The sequence below is a fragment of the Mesorhizobium sp. B2-1-3A genome (genome assembly GCF_006442655.1).
Classification (GTDB): domain Bacteria; phylum Pseudomonadota; class Alphaproteobacteria; order Rhizobiales; family Rhizobiaceae; genus Mesorhizobium.
The window spans coordinates 465956-485074 of record NZ_VFWK01000003.1 but is presented as its reverse complement, the minus strand read 5'-3'; the positions used below and the strand labels follow the sequence as shown (position 1 = coordinate 485074).

Below are 19119 nucleotides of genomic sequence, written 5' to 3'. Positions count from 1 at the left end.
GGCGCAGGACCGGGAGTGACCACCTTACCCCTTTCAACGCGGCTGGCGAGATGAGCAAGAGCGAACGCCCGAACCAGCTTTTTCGCAACCTCAATGCGAAGATCGCTTCGATCCCGATGATCCTCACCGCGCTGGTGGTATTCGTTGGCGGCACGGCGTGGACGGTGCTCTATTCCTTCACCAATTCGAAGCTGCTGCCGCGGCTGAATTTCGTCGGCCTCGACCAGTATTACCGGTTGTGGGCGACGCCGCGCTGGCTGGTTTCGATCGAGAATCTTCTGATCTACGGCGTGATCTCGCTGGTGTTCTCACTGGTGATCGGTTTCATCCTGGCGGCGCTGCTCGACCAGAAGATCCGCTTCGAGGACACGTTTCGCACCATCTTCCTCTATCCCTTCGCGTTGTCCTTCATCGTGACCGGCCTTGTCTGGCAATGGCTGCTCAATCCGGATTTCGGAATCCAGGGCGTGATACGAAGCCTTGGCTGGACGAGCTTCAATTTCGATCCGCTCTACAATTCCAGCATCGTCATCTACGGCATATCGATCGCGGCGCTCTGGCAAGGCACCGGGCTCATCATGTGCCTGATGCTGGCCGGCCTGCGCGGCATAGACGAGGATATCTGGAAGGCCGCCCGGGTGGACGGGATACCGATGTGGAAGACCTATCTGTTCATCATCATCCCGATGATGCGGCCGGTCTTCATCACCACGCTGGTCATCATCGCGTCGGGCATCGTCAAGGTCTATGACCTCGTCGTCGCCCAGACCAGTGGCGGGCCGGGCATCGCCTCCGAAGTGCCGGCAAAATATGTCTACGACTACATGTTCTTCGCCCAGAATCTCGGCCAGGGCTTTGCCGCCTCGACCATGATGCTGCTCTCGGTGATGATCGTCATCGTGCCGTGGGCCTATCTCGAATTCGGAGGCAGGAAGCGTGTCTGACCATGCCGTTTCCCTGTCCGCGCCGTCCGGCGCCATTCGTGCCGACGCCTCGGGGCCGAGCGGGTCGAAGCCGCGCCACATGTTCTCTCGCCGCAACATCTTTCTCTATGGCACGCTCGTCGTCGTGGCGCTCTACTACCTCTTGCCGCTCTATGTGATGGTCGTCACCTCGCTCAAGGGCATGCCGGAAATCCGCCTCGGCAACATCTTTTCGCCACCGCTCGAGATCACTTTCGAGCCGTGGGTCAAGGCGTGGTCGACGGCCTGCACCGGCCTCAATTGCGATGGGCTTTCGCGCGGCTTCTGGAACTCCGTTCGCATCACCGTCCCCTCGGTGATCCTGTCGATCGCGATCGCGTCCGTAAACGGCTACGCCCTGGCCAACTGGCGCTTCAAGGGCGCCGACACCTTCTTCATCATCCTGATCGTCGGCGCCTTCATCCCCTACCAGGTGATGATCTATCCGATCGTCATCATCCTGCGCGAGATCGGGCTCTATGGCAGCCTCAGCGGACTGGTGGTCGTCCACTCGATTTTCGGCATGCCGATCCTGACGCTTCTGTTCCGCAACTATTTCACCTCCATGCCGGAGGAATTGTTCCGGGCGGCGCGTGTCGACGGCGCCGGTTTCTGGGGCATCTACCTGCGCATCATGCTGCCGATGTCGCTGCCGATCTTCGTCGTCGCCGTCATCCTGCAGGTCACGGGCATCTGGAACGACTTCCTGTTCGGGGTCGTCTATACGCGCCCCGACACCTATCCGATGACGGTGCAGCTCAACAACATCGTCAATTCGGTGCAGGGCGTGAAGGAATACAACGTCAACATGGCGGCCACCATCCTGACCGGACTGGTCCCGCTCGTCATCTACTTCATTTCCGGCAGGCTTTTCGTGCGTGGCATCGCTGCCGGCGCGGTGAAAGGGTGAGGATGGCCGAAATCGCAAACCCCAGCGTATCGATCCAGGACCTGTCGCTGAACTATGGCGCGGTGTCGGTTCTGCAGACACTCAATCTCGATATCGCCGAGGGCGAGTTCATCGTGCTTTTGGGGCCCTCCGGCTGCGGCAAGTCGACCTTGCTCAACTGCATTGCCGGGTTGCTCGACATTTCGAAGGGCCGCGTGTTCATCAAGGGCAAGAACGTCACCTGGGAAGAGCCCAAGGATCGCGGCATCGGCATGGTGTTCCAGTCCTATGCGCTCTATCCGCAAATGACGGTGGAGAAGAACCTGTCCTTCGGCCTGCGTGTCGCGGGCGTGCCCAGGGACGAGATCGCCAGGCGCATCGCGCGCGCCGCGGAGATCCTGCAGATCGAGCCGCTGCTGCAACGCAAGCCCTCCGCGCTTTCCGGCGGCCAGCGCCAGCGCGTTGCGATCGGGCGGGCACTGGTGCGCGATGTCGATGTCTTCCTGTTCGACGAGCCGCTGTCCAACCTCGACGCCAAGCTGCGCTCGGAACTGCGCGTCGAGATCAAGCTCTTGCACCGCAAATTGCAGAACACCATGATCTACGTCACCCACGACCAGATCGAGGCGATGACGCTCGCCGATCGCATCGCGGTGATGAAGGGCGGCGTCATCCAGCAGTTGGACGCGCCGCAAACCATCTACAACCGGCCGGTCAACCGGTTTGTCGCCGGGTTCCTGGGTTCGCCGGCGATGAATTTCATCGAGGGTCAACTGGAAACGGGCGATAGCCCTGCGTTCGCCGCCGATGGCGTTTCGATACGGCTCGACCGATATGAGTTCGACAAGGATGGCGGCGGCGCCGGCAAACCCTGCGTGTTCGGCATCAGGCCCGAGCACATCGCCTTTGGAGATGCGGCCAAGGCAATGCCATTCACGGCCGAGTCGGCGGTTGAGATCGTCGAGCCGATGGGCTCCGATACACTGGTGTGGACAAAGCTCGGCGGCCGTAATTTTTCCTTCCGCGTCGAGGCGGAAAAGACGCTGCGCACCGGCGACCCGGTCCGGATCGGCTTCGACCCGGCCCGCGCCTCGCTGTTCGATACCCCATCCGGCAACCGTATGTAGCTTCCAGAACCATCCTTCCAAAGACACTCCACAAGCAAACGGACAGAGACGATGAACTGGTCATTCCAACTTTACAGCGCCCGCAATTTCCAACCCTGGGAGGGCGTGCTCGCCACACTCGGCAAGCTCGGCTACACGCAAGTCGAAGGCTTCGGCGGTGTCTATGAAAATCCCAAGGCCTTCCGCGCCGAACTCGACAAGAACGGCCTTTCCATGCCGACCGGGCATTTCTCCATCGATGCGCTGGAGAAGGATTTCGACGGCGTGCGCAGGATCGCCGAGGCGCTCGGCATCAAGCTTTTGATCTGCCCCTATCTGATGGCGGAGGACAGGCCGTCGGACGCCGCCGGCTGGCGCGGCTTCGGCGAGCGCCTGGCCAAGGTTGGCGAGGCGGCCTCGAAGGCCGGTTATGGTTTTGCCTGGCACAACCATGATTTCGAGTTCAAGGCACTTGCCGACGGCTCGGTGCCGCAGGATCACATCCTGTCTTCCGCCCCCGGTATCGGCTGGGAGATGGATCTCGCCTGGGTGGTGCGCGGCGGCGCCGATCCACAGCCCTGGATCGAAAAGCATGGCAAGCGCATCGTCGCCGTGCATGTGAAGGACATCGCCAGGCCGGGCGAAGGCCTGGATGAGGACGGCTGGTCGGATGTCGGCCACGGCACCATCGACTGGGCAGGCCTGATCAAGCTGCTGCGGGCCAGGAGCGCGGCAGAATACTTTGTCATGGAACAGGACAACCCCAACGACATCGAGCGTTTCGCCCGACGTTCGATCGCAACCGTCAAGAATTACTAGGACCGATCACCATGGCAAAGAAACTGGGTATTGGCGTTATCGGCTGCGGCAACATCTCGAAGGCGTATTTCTCGCTGGCGCCGTTGTTTCGCGGCATCGAGATGCGTGCCTGCGCCGACATCAACATGGACGCGGCCAGGGCGCGGGCGAAGGAATTCAAGCTGCGCGCCGAGACCGTCGAGGACCTGTTCAAGGCCGACGACATCGATATCATCGTCAACCTGACGATCCCGGCGGTGCATTACGAAGTGTCGAAACAGGTGCTCGACGCAGGCAAGCACGTCTATTCGGAAAAGCCGTTCGTGCTCTCGCTCAAGGAGGGCCAGGATCTCAAGGCACGCGCCGAGAAGAAGGGGCTGCGCATCGGCTCGGCGCCCGACACTTTCCTCGGTGGCGCGCACCAGCTGGTGCGTGAGCTGATCGATGAGGGGAAGCTCGGCAAGATCACCAGCGGTACCTGCCATGTCATGGGCCACGGCATGGAACACTGGCACCCGAATCCGGATTTCTTCTTCCAGCCGGGCGCCGGACCGGTGCTCGACATCGGGCCGTACTACATCACCAACCTGATCCAGCTGATCGGGCCGGTGAAGCAGGTGGCGGCCTTCGCGACGACGCCTGCCAAGGAGCGGACGATTTCATCGAAACCGCGCGCGGGCGAAAAAATCCCGGTCAACACGCCGACCACTATCCATGCCGTTCTTGAATTCGAGAACGGTGCCGTGGTGACGCTCAACACCAGCTGGGATGTCTGGGCCCATGGCCACGCGCCGATGGAGCTCTATGGCGAGGCGGGCACGGTCTTCGTGCCGGATCCGAACTTCTTCGGCGGCGACGTAGGCTTCACCGAGGAGGGCAAGCCGGTCAAGAAGCTGCCGAAATGGAAGCACCCGCTTGGCGTCCCGAATGAAATGCACGGCCAGGGCATGATGGCCAATTATCGCACGTCAGGCCTCGCCGACATGGCGCTGGCGATCGTCGAGGAGCGGCCGCACCGCTGTTCGATGGAACTGGCGCTGCATGCCGTCGATGTCATGACCGGTATCCTGCGCTCCGGCGAAACCGGCAAGTTCGTCGTCATGCAGACGACTTGCGACCGGCCGGCCGCGCTTGGCGTCAAGGCAGCCAAGGAGCTGCTGGCGAAGAAGAAGTAGGCCGCAAGGATTATCGATAATTTTGGGTGCCCCTCTCCCCGTTTGCTCGGGGAGAGGCTAAAGGGTGGGGCGCTGGGCTTGGCCATTGCGCACGCAATTGCCGTGCCCGTCCTTTTTCAAATCCGAGGATTTCCCCATGCCCTATGTCGCCGCCGAAAATCGCTATGAAAAAATGATCTACAACCGTTGCGGACGGTCCGGCCTCAAGCTGCCGGCGATCTCGCTCGGTCTGTGGCACAATTTCGGCAACGATACGCCGCACCAGACCAAGCAGGCGATCGTCCGCAAGGCGTTCGATCTCGGCATCACCCATTTCGACCTCGCCAACAATTACGGGCCACCGCCCGGTTCGGCCGAGACCGCCTTCGGCGAAATCCTGCGCACCGATTTCGACGGCTACCGGGACGAACTGATTATCTCGACCAAGGCAGGCTATGAAATGTGGGCCGGGCCCTACGGCGAATGGGGCGGGCGCAAATACATGCTGGCCAGCCTCGACCAGAGCCTGAAGCGGATGGGGCTCGACTATGTCGATATCTTCTATTCGCACCGCTTCGATCCCGACACGCCACTCGAAGAAACCATGGGCGCGCTCGACCATGCGGTGCGCTCAGGCAAGGCGCTCTATGCCGGCATCTCGTCCTACAACTCGCAGCGCACCCGCGAGGCGGCCGACATATTAAGGCAGCTCGGCACACCCTGTGTCATTCACCAGCCGAGCTATTCGATGCTGAACCGCTGGGTCGAGGAAGATGGGTTGCTCGACACGCTGGAAGGGCTCGGCGTCGGCTCGATCGTGTTCTCGCCGTTGGCCCAGGGTATGCTGACCGACAAATATCTCGGTGGTATCCCCGAGGGCAGCCGCGCCACGCAGGGCAAGTCGCTGAAGACAGCTTTCATCAATGACAAGACCATCGCCAACATCAAGGCACTCAACGTCATTGCCGGCAAGCGCGGCCAGACGCTGGCGCAGATGGCGCTGGCCTGGGTGCTGCGCAAGGGCAAGGTAACGTCGGCACTGATCGGCGCCAGCCGGCCGGAACAGGTCGAAGACTGCGTCGGCGCGCTGAAGGTGCTTGACTTCAGCGACGCCGAATTGGCTGAGATCGATGGCTACGCGCGCGAATCCGACATCAATCTGTGGGCGGCCTCCGCCGAGCGCAAAGGCCCGGCGAGAAAGTAGGCTCGCCAGGAAATGGGCTCGCCTGGCAAGCCGGCAAACAAAACGGCGGGACATGTCCCGCCGTTTTGACGTGGACGCAAATGGCCGGGCCTCAGGGCGTGGCTGGTTTCTGGGCTGTACCCAGCCCTGCCTTCGGCTTTGCCGGCGCGGGAGCTGGGGTCTTCATCTTCGCCTCGATCCAGCCACTGTAGTTGGCCAGCCGCGTGTAGATGCCATAGGCGTCCTTGTGGCCGCAGGCCGCGCTGCCGTCGGCCGGGCCTTCGCCCCAGCTGACGACACCGACCTGGACCGGGCCGTCGGCGCCGGTCATGAACAGCGGGCCGCCGCTGTCGCCATTGCAGGCATCACGCACACCACTGGTGGTACCGGCGCAGATCATGTTGCCGGTCAACGGATCGGTCATGTCGGCGGCGATCGCATTGGCGGCGGCATCAATGCCCTTTTCGGAGTAGCGCATGCGATGGGACAGATCGCCAAGTGCCGCCTTCAGGTCATGCGCGTAGATGGCCTTGATGCCGCTGTTGCAGGCACTGTTCGGCTGCAGATCGAGATCGGCGACCATCAGCGTGGTCGGGAACGTTCCGTCCTGCATCTTGCCCCAGCCGGTTACGGTGGTCTTGCCGTTGTCGGGGGTCGCCTCGCGGGCAAGCTTGATGGTCGGCGCGTCGGCCGGCTCGGCAAGCCGGAGCAGGCCGAGGTCGTTGTCGAGCGTCTGCTCGCTGTAACCCTCGTTGACGATGACCTCCACCACCTTGTGGCGCTTGCCTTCGCTGAGGTCGGTGGCACCGGTCAGCACCGTGACCGAGTCCGGCGAGATCGGCTCGCCCTTGTCGTTGAGGCAGTGCGCCGCCGTCAGCACCCATTGCGGCGCGATCAGGCTGCCGCCGCAGAATTGCGCATTGGCCTGCGAAGCCGGGTTCTCGTCCAGCCTGGCGGTGGTGAGCAGCGCGACCTGGAACGGATAGGCGCCCTTTTCGGCCTGGTTGCCGCCATAGACGCGGTCGGCGCCGTCGGGGTTCTCCGCCGCTGCCTTGGCCCTGGCATCGGTCACCCGCTGCATCGGCGAGATGGCCGCTTCCGGCCTGACGGTGCTCTCGTCCGCCCGAACGGTGTTGATGAATGCAACGGTAGCAGCAACGCCAAGCAGCGATGCGGCAGCGATTGGCCCGAACCGATTTGTGATGTGCACCTGAACCTCCTGAGACATTTCTCCCGTGCGGATCGACGCCGGGCATTGTGCAAGGAGGTGTTGCCGGTTCAACGATCCGCACGCGCGCCGCATCGAAACGGTGCGCGATCGGTCACAAAACCGAATCCCACTTTTGCTAACCGTGCCCGCGAGCAGAACCCGCACAAAATCCTATAGCCCCCCACGGGCTACGTGGAAGCGATTTGTCATTGCCAATCTTGGATTATTTTAGGCAATATACCCGTGCAGAATTTTTTTGGCGGGGGCCTTGAAAATGACAGCCTAGAAGAACGCCCGCAGGGGATGCCGGCGAGCAAACTCATTTTTCGGCGTCACCACGATCTCGACAATATTTCTGTATTTTGATCCAGTCCTTGCTGACTTTTGGGAGAGTCTCACCATGACAAAACTGACAAACCTTATGATAGCGTCCGCATTGCTTTCCACCGCAATGTGGACGGTCCCGGTCTTCGCCGCCGATCCTGGCTCCGCCAGTGCCGGCAATGGCGAAAGTATGCGGGATGTATCTTCAGGCGACTTCAAGGCCGGTCGGGCAAAACCGATCACCACGCCGAAGCTTACCGACGAAGACAGCCGCGCCGCGCCGCTTGCCGACGAGGCGACGGCTGTCAAATCCTATGGCATCGTCGGACGGTCCGCCGATGGCAAGGAGATCAAGATCGAGCCGAGCGAAGCTCTGCGCGATCTCATCATCAAAGAACTGAACGCTCCGGCCAATGGAGCGGATGGGGTCCAGCGCAAGACCGAAGACCCCGGGCTCGGCGAGGGCGAAGCCGGCCGTCAGGTTTTCGGCCCCGATGATCGCGAGCAGGTCAAGAACACCAAGACCTATCCGTTCTCGGCAATCGGCTATCTCGAAGCCAAGTCGCCGAAGACCGGCAGCTATGGCAGCTGCTCGGCAACGCTGATTGGCCCGCGCACGGTGCTCACCGCAGCGCACTGCCTCTACAGCCATGAGGACAAGGACTGGCTCTCGGAATATCTGTTCGTGCCGGGCCTCAATGGCAGCACTGCCGACGACGCACCCTTCGGTGCCTTCAGCTATGAAAGCGCCTATGTGCTGCAGGGCTTCATCGACAACTACCAGGGCTATTATGGCTCGGTGATCCCTTGGGACCTGGGCATCATCACGCTGAAGCAGGATGTCGGCACCAACCTTGGCTGGCTTGGCTATTCCAACTATGACGATCTCGGTGACTTCACCGCCAACCTCGTCGGCTACCCCGGTGACAAGCCTATGGGCACGATGTGGAAGACAAGCTGCGAAGTGCATGCCGAGAACATCGCTCCGGAATATTTCCAGTATGACTGCGATACGTTCCCGGGGTCGAGCGGCAGCTCGGTCTATGCCTATGACACCAACTCCAAGCAGCGCATCATCACCGGCGTCAACGTGGCGGAAAGCCCCGACGCGAATACCGCCGTGCGCCTGAACGCCGCAAACGTCCAGTGGATCAACAGCCTGTATAAATAACACGCGCTCGCGCGGTTGCGAAAAGAGGCGGCGGATCAATCCCGTCGCCTTTTTTCGTGCCGATCGTTCAGCACGGGCTTCTCTTGCACGAGGCAGGCTCGCCGATTACGCTTGGCCTGCCAAGGGGGCGAGGCATCCAGGGGGTTCAAGAGGATGGCGCGGGCAAGGGCAATGTTAGGGGTCGTGGCCGCATCGATGCTGGGCGCGTTGATGCTTTCGACGGCTTTTGCCGATCCCGCCTCTGTCGGCGGTGCCTGGGCGGAGCGGGTGCAGATCCTCTATCAGGCCGACACACGCTCCGTGCTGCGCAGGACCGTGCGTGTCTGGGATTTCCATCCGGAGAAGAACCTCGATTTCGTTTGGGAGCCGGCGGCCGGCCAGTCGCCCGACCGGACGATAGCCGAAGACGGCACCATCAACGGCAAGGGCAGGTTGGTGTGGCGGGTGCGTGGCTCGGCGAGCTATGACCCGAAGACGGTCTATTCCAGCTATTTCGGGGACGTCAGAAACGGCCGCCCCGATGGGCAGGGCCGGCTCGACCTGCGCTCGGGCGAGGTGTTCGAGGGGCACTGGTCCGCCGGGCTACTCAACGGGCAGGGCATTCGTGTCGATGCCGACGGCAACCGCTATGAGGGCCAATTCGTTGGCGGCGTCCCGAATGGCGGGGGCCGGTTGCTGTCGAAAACCGGCGAGATCTTTGCCGGCTATTTTGTCGATGGATTGAAGAACGGCAAAGGTACCACACGGCTCGCCGGCGGCACGGTCTATACATCGCAGTGGGTAATGGGCAAGGAGGTCGGAGGCTCGCGTCCCGACGTGCTGGCCGATGCCAGGGTCGGCGGCCTGCTCAAGGCGCAGGCGGGTGGCGGCGACGCCGACAAGGTCGAGATCGGCGTTGTGGTCGATCAGCGCATGACCCAGCAGGCCGACTTGAAATACCAGCATCTGGTGCGCGACGACGACATCGCGATCTATCCGGAGGACAACCTCTACAACGATGCCTGGAACGGCACCGGGCAGGTCAGGACCGGCAATGTCTATGACGGTCCGGACTGGGAGAATAGCCCGGCCTTTGCCGAAGTCGATCTCGGCACCAAGGATCAGTCCAGGGTCAAGCTCGACAGTCTGGAAATGAAGGTCGCCGCCAGCGACGCCTATCGCAAGCCGATGCTGTCGATCTCGGAACATTTCGGCTGCATCGGCTTCAGGCCGGATTTCTCGATCATCAACAATGGCTGGGGCGATGCCAAGGACATGAAGATGTCGATCCAGTTCACCGCCGTGGACGAGGAGGGCAATCCGACCGGCCAGCCAAGCCGCATGTTCACCAAGGACATCGGCGGCTTCGGCGAGGGCGTCGACGTGTCGATCAAGAGCGTGCTCGACGAGGCCGGCGTCGATACGGCCAGCCTGGAGACAGGGCGTTTTTCCTGCCCCTCGGCCGACAGCCTGAACGTCTGCCGCAGCCAGCTCGCCAACAAGGTCAAGTTCGGCGAAGTCGGCGACTATCTCGGCAATTTCAACCAGGCGATGACGCTGAACGCGATCGGCAAGTTCGATTATTCCTGGGCCGACGATCAGGGCAAAGTCTTCCAGCAGAGCGAGCCCTTCCGTGCCCAGATGACCATGGCGGTCTTCGAGATTCCCGAATCGATGGCCGAATGCGGTGATGGCGGTGGCGGCAACCCGGAAGCGATGCGCTACCAGAACATCGAATTCCCGATCGGCAAGCATGACTACACGATCGCCATGCCAGTGCGCGGCAACAAGAATGTCAGCGCCTACACGGCGCGGCTGAAGATGTGGTCGGCGATGTCGTCGATCCATCGTTTCAGCATCGCCGCGCATTTTGCCGACGGCAGCGTGCGCGAGAGCAAGCCGGTGACCTTCTTCTATTTCCGGCCGAAGCAGTCGCTGTTCGAGACCAGGACCGAACCAGCGGCGTGCTATCTGCCCCGCCAGATGGGCAGTTGCTAAGGTATGTCGATATTCAGGTGATGCCGGCCTGCAAATGGCTGATACCTGCGCTTCCGGTGCTCACGTACGAAAAGTACGCTCCGCTCCGGTTCTCGGTATCAGCCATTTTCGGCTCGGCCTGACCTGAATCTCAACATACCTTGATCGGGCAATGCTACGTCCGGCCCATCTCGAAATAGTTGGGCAGCGGGATGAGCCTGGTGAAGATCGTGCCCTGGGGGAAGACGCGCAGTTCCAGCATCGATCCTGACGAGCGTTGCGCGCTCTGGTCGAACAGGAAATTGCCGAGCGAATAGACCTCCGCCACGTCGCCGCCGGCAAGCGGGACGATCGCCTCGCTCGACACATGCGGATGGCCGCCGACAATGGCCGAGACGCCGCGCAGGCGCATCTGGTCGGCAAGCATGTCTTCGCGCAGCGACGGTTCTGTCTTGTACTCACGGCCCCAATGAACGAAGGCGACCACCGGACGCCGCGCATTGTCGTGCAGCAGCCGGTCGAGCAAGGCAGGGGTCAAGAGGTCGGTGTTCTTCGAGCCGTTGGTGTCGATGTCGGTGAGGCCGACAAGATCGAGATCGGCAAGCGCCAGCGTTTCTCCCTGGCCGAAATGCGGGATGCCGGCCACGTCCAGGGCACGCAGAGTCTCGGCATAGCCTGATGGGCCGAGATCGTAGGCATGATTGTTGGCCAGGCCGACGCCGGCAACATGCAGCCGCTTCAGCATGCTGGTGGCGAGATCCTCCGGCATGGCCAGCGTCATGTCGTCGATCGCTTCCGGCACGTTGGGCAGGATGACACCTTCGAGATTGACGATCAGCGGCCGCGATCCGGTCAGCGCCAGGACACTGTCGACGATCTTGTCGGCAACGGTGTCGCGCAGCAGGATCTTCTTCATGGCGCGGCCGAAATTCACGTCGCCGGCGATATAGTAGATCCTGTCCTTTGGCCGCGCCGGGTTGTTGAAGCCGGGGCCGAAGGCTCCGAACAGCGCCACCACATAGCTGGTGGTCCGCTCGACATAGTCGGACGTGCGTTCCTGCGAATTCTCGTTGGCGACAACCAGCGGCTGGGCGCCGAACAATTCACGCTGCAGCCTGGTCTGGATGTAGAGCGCGCCGACGGAATCGGCATGATCGGGCTGGCGAAGCGCGGCGACGCCGTCGAGCGAGCCTGCGGCCAGCATGTTCAGCGTCTGCTGGTCGAAGCGGCGCGCGTCATGCTGCGGCAGATAGTGTGAGAAATCGGTGGATTCGACGATCAGCGTGTCCCGATCGACGATGGCTTTGAGCGCCTCGGCCAGCCTGTCCCAGTCGCCGCGTTTCGCCTTCACCGACATCGCCACCGGCACGATCTTCGCCTCGGGGAAATAGTGATGCAGGAACGGCAGCATGGCGCGCACGCCATGTTCCTTGTCGAACAGGCAGGACTCTTCGACCATGTCGCCATGTGCTTCCAGAAGGCGCACCGCATCGCTGTCGGCTGCCACGGGGCCGAGCACGGTGTCGAAGCCGCGCGCCGTGGTGGCGTAGAGCTTGTTCGTCTTGTGGAAATGGTCCGGCGACAGGATGACGATGCGCTTGTAGCGGAAGCCGGACGCGGCTCGGAAACCAAGCGCCACCAAGTCGGCGGCCAGCAGATGATGCGGTACCGTGATGCCGGTCAGCCGCTGGCTGGATGGCTGGACATCGGCGACGCTGGCGACGGCATCTCTGAAGAGTGTCGCGTCGTCGTAGAAAGGCGGAAAGTCTTCCGTGCCGGGTGGGCAGACGACAGGGGCGGCGAAGGTGGGGAGAGGCAGCGTGAGAAGCAATAGCAGCATTGCCGCGATACCGGGCCACGATCGCGCGAGGGGGATGCCTTGGCGCAGGCCCGGCCTGCTCACGGCTCGGCCAACACGATATTCTCCACGCCGCCGACATAGTAGAACGGCTTCTGCTTCGAAGAGGTCAGCCGCACCACCTCGCGTGAAATGAAATCGGCAAGCCCAAACAGCGTCACACCGCCATCGGATGTTCTTGCCTTGCCGCGCAAGCCTTCGAGGATCGAATAGGTGAAGACGCCGTGGCCGAGCTCCGGCAGTTCCGCGGCGGTGTTGTTGGCGGCCGTGGCTGAAAAGACGACGATGCGTGCGTCCTGCGCATCCTTTTCCAGGCGGGGGTTGAAGGCGTTGGCGGCATGGCAGGTGTCGAGCAGCATGAAGCGCATGCCCTTGGCCCGCTCGACCGATTTCTGGATGTCACCCCAGTCGACAAGCGAGGAGCGCTTCCAGCGATCGGCATCCTGCTTGCGGCCGTCGGTCGGGATGAAATAGTAGTCCTCGTCGATGTTGATGCCATGGCCGGCGACGAAGACGATGGTGGTGTCGTGCTCGCCGGGCTTGTCGAGAAAGTCCGCAAGCTGGTCGTCGATCGTATGCGAATCCGGCTCCATGATGGTGTCGGCGCTGGCGACCGTGTAGGTCTGCTGGGCTTTGTCGGGGTTCTCGTCGAGCGCTTCGCGGTTGACCAGCACCAGCGATTCCATCGACGAGAACAAAGGCGCCGATTTCTGTGCGACCACCTTGAGGAACTCGGTGGCATCGTCGACGGGGTAGCGCAAATCGCAGGCGCGGCCGGAACAGGCGTCGGTCAGGAACGGATATTTGTCGACGCCGATGACCGCGACATAGAGCTTGCCCTTGGCCTCGGCCTTCTCGGTCTTTCTCGCCAGCGCCGTCACGCTGCGTTCGGTCAGATAGCCATACTCGTTGGTGCCGGTGATGCGGATGGTGTTTTGGCCATCCTCGACCGGCACCTCGACGATGGTGCCGTTGCCGTCCGCCGAGCGCGTGGCGATGTCGCCGACATTGCGGCTGTTCGACAGGATCGAGAAGCCGGCGACATCGGTGCCGGCTTCCTTGGCGCCTGTTATCTCGACGGCGACGTAACCGTCGCGAACCTTGCTCTGGTCGGCGGCGAGGCGGATGCCGAATTCCGGCGGCTTGCGCTGCAGGAGCTTCTGCAGCTCGTTGTCGACGCCCGGCCGCATCTCCTTGACCGCCTGTTTGGCGCTGCGCAGGATGATCGCCCGGCGCACCATTTCCGGGCTCCAGAGGTATTTCTTCAACTGGCCGGCGCGGATGAAGCGGCCTTCATGGTCGCGGCCCTGGTTGACGTGCCAGCCGATCAGCTTGTCGCCTTCGTCGGAGGAATAATAGTAGCCCTGCGGCATCCAGGCGATCCATTGCGAGCCGGCAAAGAACATCGACACGATCAGCTCGTGCGTCTTCAGGTTCCACAACCTCACTGTCTGGTCGGCACTGCCGGTGACGAGCAGGCCGGCTTTCTCCGACGCGACCATGGCATTGATTTCGCCGGTATGGCCGGTGAATTCGCCGGAGACCCTGGCGGTCGCGGCCCTGTATTCCAGCAGCGTGCCGTCACTGCCGCCGGTGATCAGGCCAAGCCCGCTATCGATCAGCGTGAAGGCGGAATGGGCAAAGCCGTTGGTGGCATCGTTCTCGATCGAGTGCACCACCTTGCCGCCATTGACGATCTCCAGCACCGCATTTTCCAGCGCGTCCTTGCCGCCTGCCGCGGCGTGCAGCGACCACTGGCCGTCGGCAAGTGCTGCACGGGTAAACGAGCCTGGCTCGGTGAGGGGCTGAGGGTCATCGAAGAACCGCTCGGTGGTGGGCAGTTCCAGCCTTTTGTCCAATGCGCCCAGCTGCTCCGGGCAAGCCACGCGCTCGGGGCAGGGGTTGGTATTGCCCCAGGCGATGACGCCGTTTGTCGGATCGATGCCGATCGCGGTCACCGGTTCGCCCAAACCCTGCAGCAAGGCCTTGCGTTCGCCGGTCGCCGGGTCCCAGACCTGGATGGCGTTGCGGGTGCCGCCGGCGGTCGCCACCAGCGAGCCGTCGGCATTGACGGCGCTGGCATAGACGCTGCCGTCATGGCCGCTGTAGTCGAGCAGCATCTCGCCGGTGTCGGTGTTCCAGACGGTGGAGCGGTGCTTGTCGGCGCAGCGGTAGCCGCAGGAGGCGACCAGCCGTGATCCCTTTGCAAAAGTCAGCGAGCCGATGAGGAAATCCTGCTTCGGCATGGCGCGCACCAGCGTGCCGTCGGCGGCGCGCCAAAGCTGGACCTGCCCGTCCTTGCCGCCGGTGGCGAACAGGCTGCCATCCTGCGAGACAGCCAGCGCCAGGACGCTGACGTCCCGCAGTTGTTCGGCCTCATCAGGCAAGGCAATTTCCTCGCCCTTGGCGATATCCCAGAGCCGGACGCCGTTGTCGGTCGTCGTTGCCGCCAGCCGGGTTCCCGCAGCGCCGAAGGCCAGCTTGTCGATGTGCCAGGAATCGGCATCGAGCTTCCTGTCCAGCGTCCAGCCGTTTGCTGATTTGTCGTCGAGCCGCCAGAGATAGACGACGCCGTCGCCACCACCGGCAGCCAGGGTCTTGCCATCGGGAGAGAAGGCGAGGTCATAGGTCGCGTAGTCGGCGGCCTTGAGCACGGCCTTGATCTTGCCGGTGGCGAAGTCGAACAGCCTGATGTCGCCATAGGGCGGCTTGTCGCCGAGGCCGACGCCGAAATAGCCGCCGGCGGCGATCGTCTTGCCGTCCGGCGAGACGGCCACCGCGAAGATCTTGCCGTCGCTGCCACCGCCGAGATAGCCGCGTATGGTGCGCAGCGTCACCCCGCTCTGCCAATCCCAGATGCGGATGGTCTTGTCGTCGGATGCCGAGACGAGGTCCTCGCCGTCAGGAGTGAAGGCGAGGTCGGCAATCCGTGCGGTATGGCCTCCGGTATCGAGGTCGAGGTGGAAATCCGGGGCGTCCTCGGCGCGGGCGACCGGGGCCGTGAGCAACGCTCCAGCCATGGCCAACCAGCAGCAGGCACGCATGAGGCGGACGCTGATCCTGGCTTTTCCCATCGCTATTTCGCTTCAGCCGCCGGTTGCCCGTTGCGAACATAAGCCTCGATCGCCGTGGCGAAAGTAGGCGAACCCGCCTTGCGCTGCTTGTCGATATAGCCGGCAAAATAACTCCAGAACGAGACGGCATAGTCACGGAAATAAGCGTCGGTCACCTTGCGCGAACACAGGTCGCCATCGACGCAAAAGGATAGGCGGTTGAGGAAGTAGACGATGCGGTCGAAATTCTCGCCGAAATCGGCGAGGGGCATGTCACCACCCGAGGCTGTCATCGCCTCGATACCGATGCGTTGCCGGAAAACCTGTTCTTCCGTCGGCGAGGGGTTGGCGCTGAGCAGATTGTCGTATTTGGCGTTGAGGGCAGAGAGACGATCCTTCAAGGCCCGCTGCGCCTGCTGGTAGTCCTTGGTTTCCCAGAGTTCGACCAGCGACATGGTCTGTTCGACGCGCTTCTGTTCCTGGTTGGCCAGGAACTGGTAGACCGAGAATGCCAGGGTGAAGATGATGGCGAAACGCACCAGCATGCCCGACCAGGCATAGACGAGCATGCGCCAGTCGCGATCGGTAAAGGGATTGCTCTCCTTCTTGATCTCATGGCTGCTTGGCCAGGGAAAACCTTCCGTCGTCTCCGGCAACGTCTGCTTCGCCGCCGGCGTCTTGGCGGGCGCGGCCGCCTGTGTCTGCTTCGTCGTGTTTGTCGTGCCCCCCGGCTTCTTCATTTGCAGCTGTCCAGTTCGATGGTGACGGAGGGATCAAGCACCACGCCGGGCGCCTCAAGCTGCTTTTTCAGGCATGCGAGCTGCGGGCGCGAAACAATGAACTGCACGTCCGGCTCCGCCGGCGCCTTGTTGGGCGACGGCAAGGCTTCGACCACGCCGCGTGAGGCGCAACTCGAAAGATCCACCACTACCGCGTCACTGCTGGTTTTGGCGAACTGGTCGTACTGGTCGAGGAAGCACGTTGCCAGTTCCGAATTGATGATCACCTGCTTGGCGCAGAGGCCGCAGCTGTCCTGGGCCGAGGCATTGGCAATCAGCAACAGGCCGCCGGCAAGTCCGGCAACCGTTCCGCGCCAGGAGAAAATAGACTTCGTCACAATCGATCCTATCTGCTTCATCCTGCCGCCTAGGCTCTTGGCCGCGGCTGGGAATGTTCTCATATCGCGCCAATCGCGCAAGAGCCGGCACCAGGGCCGTGCGGCCCGGTGGCGGAGCTCAGGCGCGCGGCACCGTCTCCATCGGGAAGATCATCACCGCGCCCTTCGGGCCCCCCTTGTCGGCAAGCCGCATCACCGAGCGGGTCGGCGGCGCCATGCCGATATCGGCGAGCATGTCGGAGAAACTGGCGGGACCGAGGCCGCGCGTTATCGACGTGACGCCTTCCTGCGCCAGGAAGCTCAGATCTTCCTTTTCGCTTTCCGGCGGCGCCTCGGTCAGCACCGCGATCATCCGCTCCATGCCGAAGCTGGTGTCGGTGAAGGCGAGCAGCCCTTCCTCCAGCGTGGCCCGCGGCGCGAGGCGCTCGGCGACGATGTGGGTGATCGAATAGTCGCTGCCGACATAGAGTACGTTGATGTCGACCAGCTGGTCCGAGCTGTTCTTGGCCAGCACATGCACCTCATCGCCGGGTGAGACGCGCGGCACCGCGGAAGCCTGCAAGGGTTCGAGCCCATCCTTGTCGCGGCGTTTGACCTGGAACTGGACGTCGACATCCTCGGGCTTGTAATCGGAGGCCGCCGCCAGCCGCGAAAGGCCGGTGGCGCGGAAGATGGTGCGCAAATTCCTGGTCGTGGCGTCGACCAGCTTCTGGCGGTCGTCGCGATGGATGATGACCAGCGGCGGCTTGCTGCCGTCCTTCAAGGTCACGTCGCCGGACGCCGGCAGGAACCACAGCGCCGGTTTGTCGGTGGCGTCCCCGGCGGCGCCTGCAATGGCGTTCTCGCGCATCACGGCGAAGCGCAACTCGGCGCTCTTGCCGGGATCGACCAGTTCGATGTTGAAGCCGGTTTCCTGCGCCGCGGCCAGTTCGTCGAGAACCGAATTGACCAGCGTGGTTTCCTTCTCCAGTCCCTTGGTCGCGGCCGGCCGCGCCACGGTGAGCTTGTAGTCGACGGCGATCTCCGCCACCCGCGCATAGGCGTTGGCGGGAATGTCGGCGAGCTTCAGCGCAGGCTTCTTCTCGAACTCGACCGGCTTGACCTGGCTCTCCAGGTTCTTTGCCGACCGCACTTCGAGATAGCCGACTGCGTCGGATAGCGGCGACAGCGCCGAAGGCAGGATGGCAAGCTTGCTGCCGGGCGTCAGGCGATGCAGCAGCCCGGCGCCGATCGACGCCTCACCGTCCTTGACGACGATGGGCCACTGCATGACCGCGTCCGTCTTGTCGGTGCCGAAGACGCGCGCGTCGAGTTCGCCCTCGAACAGCGGCGTCGGCCGGGTGCGGCTGTCGGCCGAATATTGCTGCAGAACGGCCTGGCCAAGCTGGCGATAGGTGACGTTTGGATTTTCGGCGAGCTTCGACAGGATGGTGAAGGTGAAAAGGCCAAAGCGTGGCGCGTCCGCCGTACCCTTGGGCAGCGGCATCTCCGGCGTCGTCTCCACCGTCTGAGCGGCGTAGAAGGCAACCAGCTTGCCCTTGGTGATCGGCTCGGCGCCGGTCGGCGTCAGGTTGAAGGCGGGCTTGCGCGCGCCATTCTCGTCAAGGCCGCGCGACGCGCTTGCGACAGTGTCCTCATAGGTCTTGACGGCCGCCGCCCTTGCGGCCTCGTCGCCGCCGACCAGATCGGCGAATTCGACCTTGCGCTCCGACTCGTCATCGACCTCGACGGCTCGGGTCGCAGTGCCGGAATGGCAGCAGTCGAACACGGCCCAGACAAACGCACCCTTGTCGCGGATCGCATCGAGCGCGTCGCCGATCTCATTGTCGACCAGCGCGTTCGGCACGCCGGCATCGCGGTTGATCCACTTCTCGATGTCGACCGGCAGGAAAATCTCGTCGAGCCCGTCGGTCTCGTCGCCCTTGACCATTTCAGGCTGCTGGGCGCCATGGCCCGACAGATGCAGATAGACGAAATCGTCGCGCTGAACCTTGGCCGCAAGGTCTGCCAGGGCCGCCTTGATCGCCGCATGGGTCGGCAAGTCTTTGGCGCCGGGCACATCCTTGGCGAGCAGCGTGACGTTCTCCGGCGCGAACCGCACCGGGTCCGGCACGTTTTTCAGCAGATATTCGTGCACCAGGCCGGCATCGTTCTTCGGCCCGATCAGCCAGTTTCTCTGCGGCAGGGCAGGATATTCGGTGCAGGCCACCAGCAGCGCATGATAGGTGCGCGATGCCGCAAGTGCCCGGAACGAAACCGTACCGGCCGCCATCAGCGCGGACGTGCCGACAAGCAGCGTCCGACGTGTCAATTTGATCATATTGCTTCCCCAAGCCCG

The 19119-nt window shown here is 62.8% G+C and carries 14 protein-coding genes; 8 read left to right on the top strand and 6 right to left on the bottom strand.

What is annotated here, in order from left to right; all coding sequences use genetic code 11:
* The first annotated feature begins 50 nt into the window (after positions 1-50).
* The 6 genes from FJ977_RS13640 to mgrA all read left to right on the top strand — a co-directional run bounded on the left by FJ977_RS13640 (position 51) and on the right by mgrA (position 6113).
* Entirely contained in the window at positions 51-944 is an 894-nt protein-coding gene (locus FJ977_RS13640; protein WP_140772109.1) for a sugar ABC transporter permease, read from the top strand.
* Positions 937-1872, top strand: a complete 936-nt coding sequence (locus FJ977_RS13635; protein WP_140772107.1) for a carbohydrate ABC transporter permease — start codon at positions 937-939, stop codon at positions 1870-1872. Before FJ977_RS13640 ends, FJ977_RS13635 begins: the two co-directional genes overlap by 8 nt.
* Before the next feature lie 2 nt (positions 1873-1874).
* Positions 1875-2978, top strand: a complete 1104-nt coding sequence (locus tag FJ977_RS13630) for an ABC transporter ATP-binding protein (RefSeq protein WP_140772105.1) — start codon at positions 1875-1877, stop codon at positions 2976-2978.
* A gap of 51 nt (positions 2979-3029) precedes the next feature.
* Entirely contained in the window at positions 3030-3776 is a 747-nt protein-coding gene (locus tag FJ977_RS13625; RefSeq protein WP_140772103.1) for a sugar phosphate isomerase/epimerase, read from the top strand.
* 11 nt (positions 3777-3787) lie between these two features.
* Positions 3788-4930, top strand: coding sequence for a Gfo/Idh/MocA family oxidoreductase (locus FJ977_RS13620; RefSeq protein ID WP_140772101.1), 1143 nt, complete (start codon positions 3788-3790; stop codon positions 4928-4930).
* A 136-nt stretch (positions 4931-5066) separates the two neighbouring features.
* Complete coding sequence (mgrA, locus tag FJ977_RS13615) at positions 5067-6113, top strand: L-glyceraldehyde 3-phosphate reductase (protein WP_140772099.1); 1047 nt, start codon at positions 5067-5069, stop codon at positions 6111-6113.
* A 91-nt stretch (positions 6114-6204) separates the two neighbouring features.
* Here mgrA and FJ977_RS13610 read toward each other — a convergent pair whose 3' ends face one another.
* Complete coding sequence (locus tag FJ977_RS13610; protein WP_140772097.1) at positions 6205-7302, bottom strand: trypsin-like serine protease; 1098 nt, start codon at positions 7300-7302, stop codon at positions 6205-6207.
* A gap of 400 nt (positions 7303-7702) precedes the next feature.
* On the opposite strand from FJ977_RS13610, the gene FJ977_RS13605 reads away from it, so the two are divergent.
* On the top strand, positions 7703-8797 hold the full coding sequence (locus tag FJ977_RS13605; protein ID WP_140772095.1) for a serine protease: 1095 nt from the start codon (positions 7703-7705) through the stop codon (positions 8795-8797).
* A 171-nt stretch (positions 8798-8968) separates the two neighbouring features.
* Positions 8969-10774: a hypothetical protein gene (locus FJ977_RS13600; protein WP_246683075.1), complete on the top strand. Its 1806-nt coding sequence runs from the start codon at positions 8969-8971 to the stop codon at positions 10772-10774.
* Between the two features lie 154 nt (positions 10775-10928).
* Here the strand turns inward: FJ977_RS13600 and amrB are convergent, their stop codons facing one another.
* The 5 genes from amrB to FJ977_RS13575 form a co-directional block, all read right to left on the bottom strand.
* A complete protein-coding gene (gene amrB / locus FJ977_RS13595; RefSeq protein ID WP_140772091.1) occupies positions 10929-12593 on the bottom strand; it encodes an AmmeMemoRadiSam system protein B in 1665 nt (554 codons plus the stop codon).
* A gap of 59 nt (positions 12594-12652) precedes the next feature.
* On the bottom strand, positions 12653-15685 hold the full coding sequence (locus tag FJ977_RS13590; protein WP_246683073.1) for a caspase family protein: 3033 nt from the start codon (positions 15683-15685) through the stop codon (positions 12653-12655).
* A gap of 2 nt (positions 15686-15687) precedes the next feature.
* The gene (locus FJ977_RS13585; protein WP_140772090.1) at positions 15688-16404 is read right to left on the bottom strand and encodes a hypothetical protein; all 717 of its coding nucleotides are present in this window, start codon (positions 16402-16404) and stop codon (positions 15688-15690) included.
* Positions 16401-16781 carry a hypothetical protein gene (locus FJ977_RS13580; protein WP_140772088.1) on the bottom strand — a complete coding sequence of 127 codons (381 nt, stop codon included), beginning with the start codon at positions 16779-16781 and terminating at the stop codon, positions 16401-16403. The genes FJ977_RS13585 and FJ977_RS13580 overlap by 4 nt, the downstream gene beginning before the upstream one ends.
* 118 nt (positions 16782-16899) lie before the next feature.
* On the bottom strand, positions 16900-19101 hold the full coding sequence (locus FJ977_RS13575) for a caspase family protein (RefSeq protein ID WP_140772087.1): 2202 nt from the start codon (positions 19099-19101) through the stop codon (positions 16900-16902).
* Positions 19102-19119 lie beyond the last annotated feature (18 nt).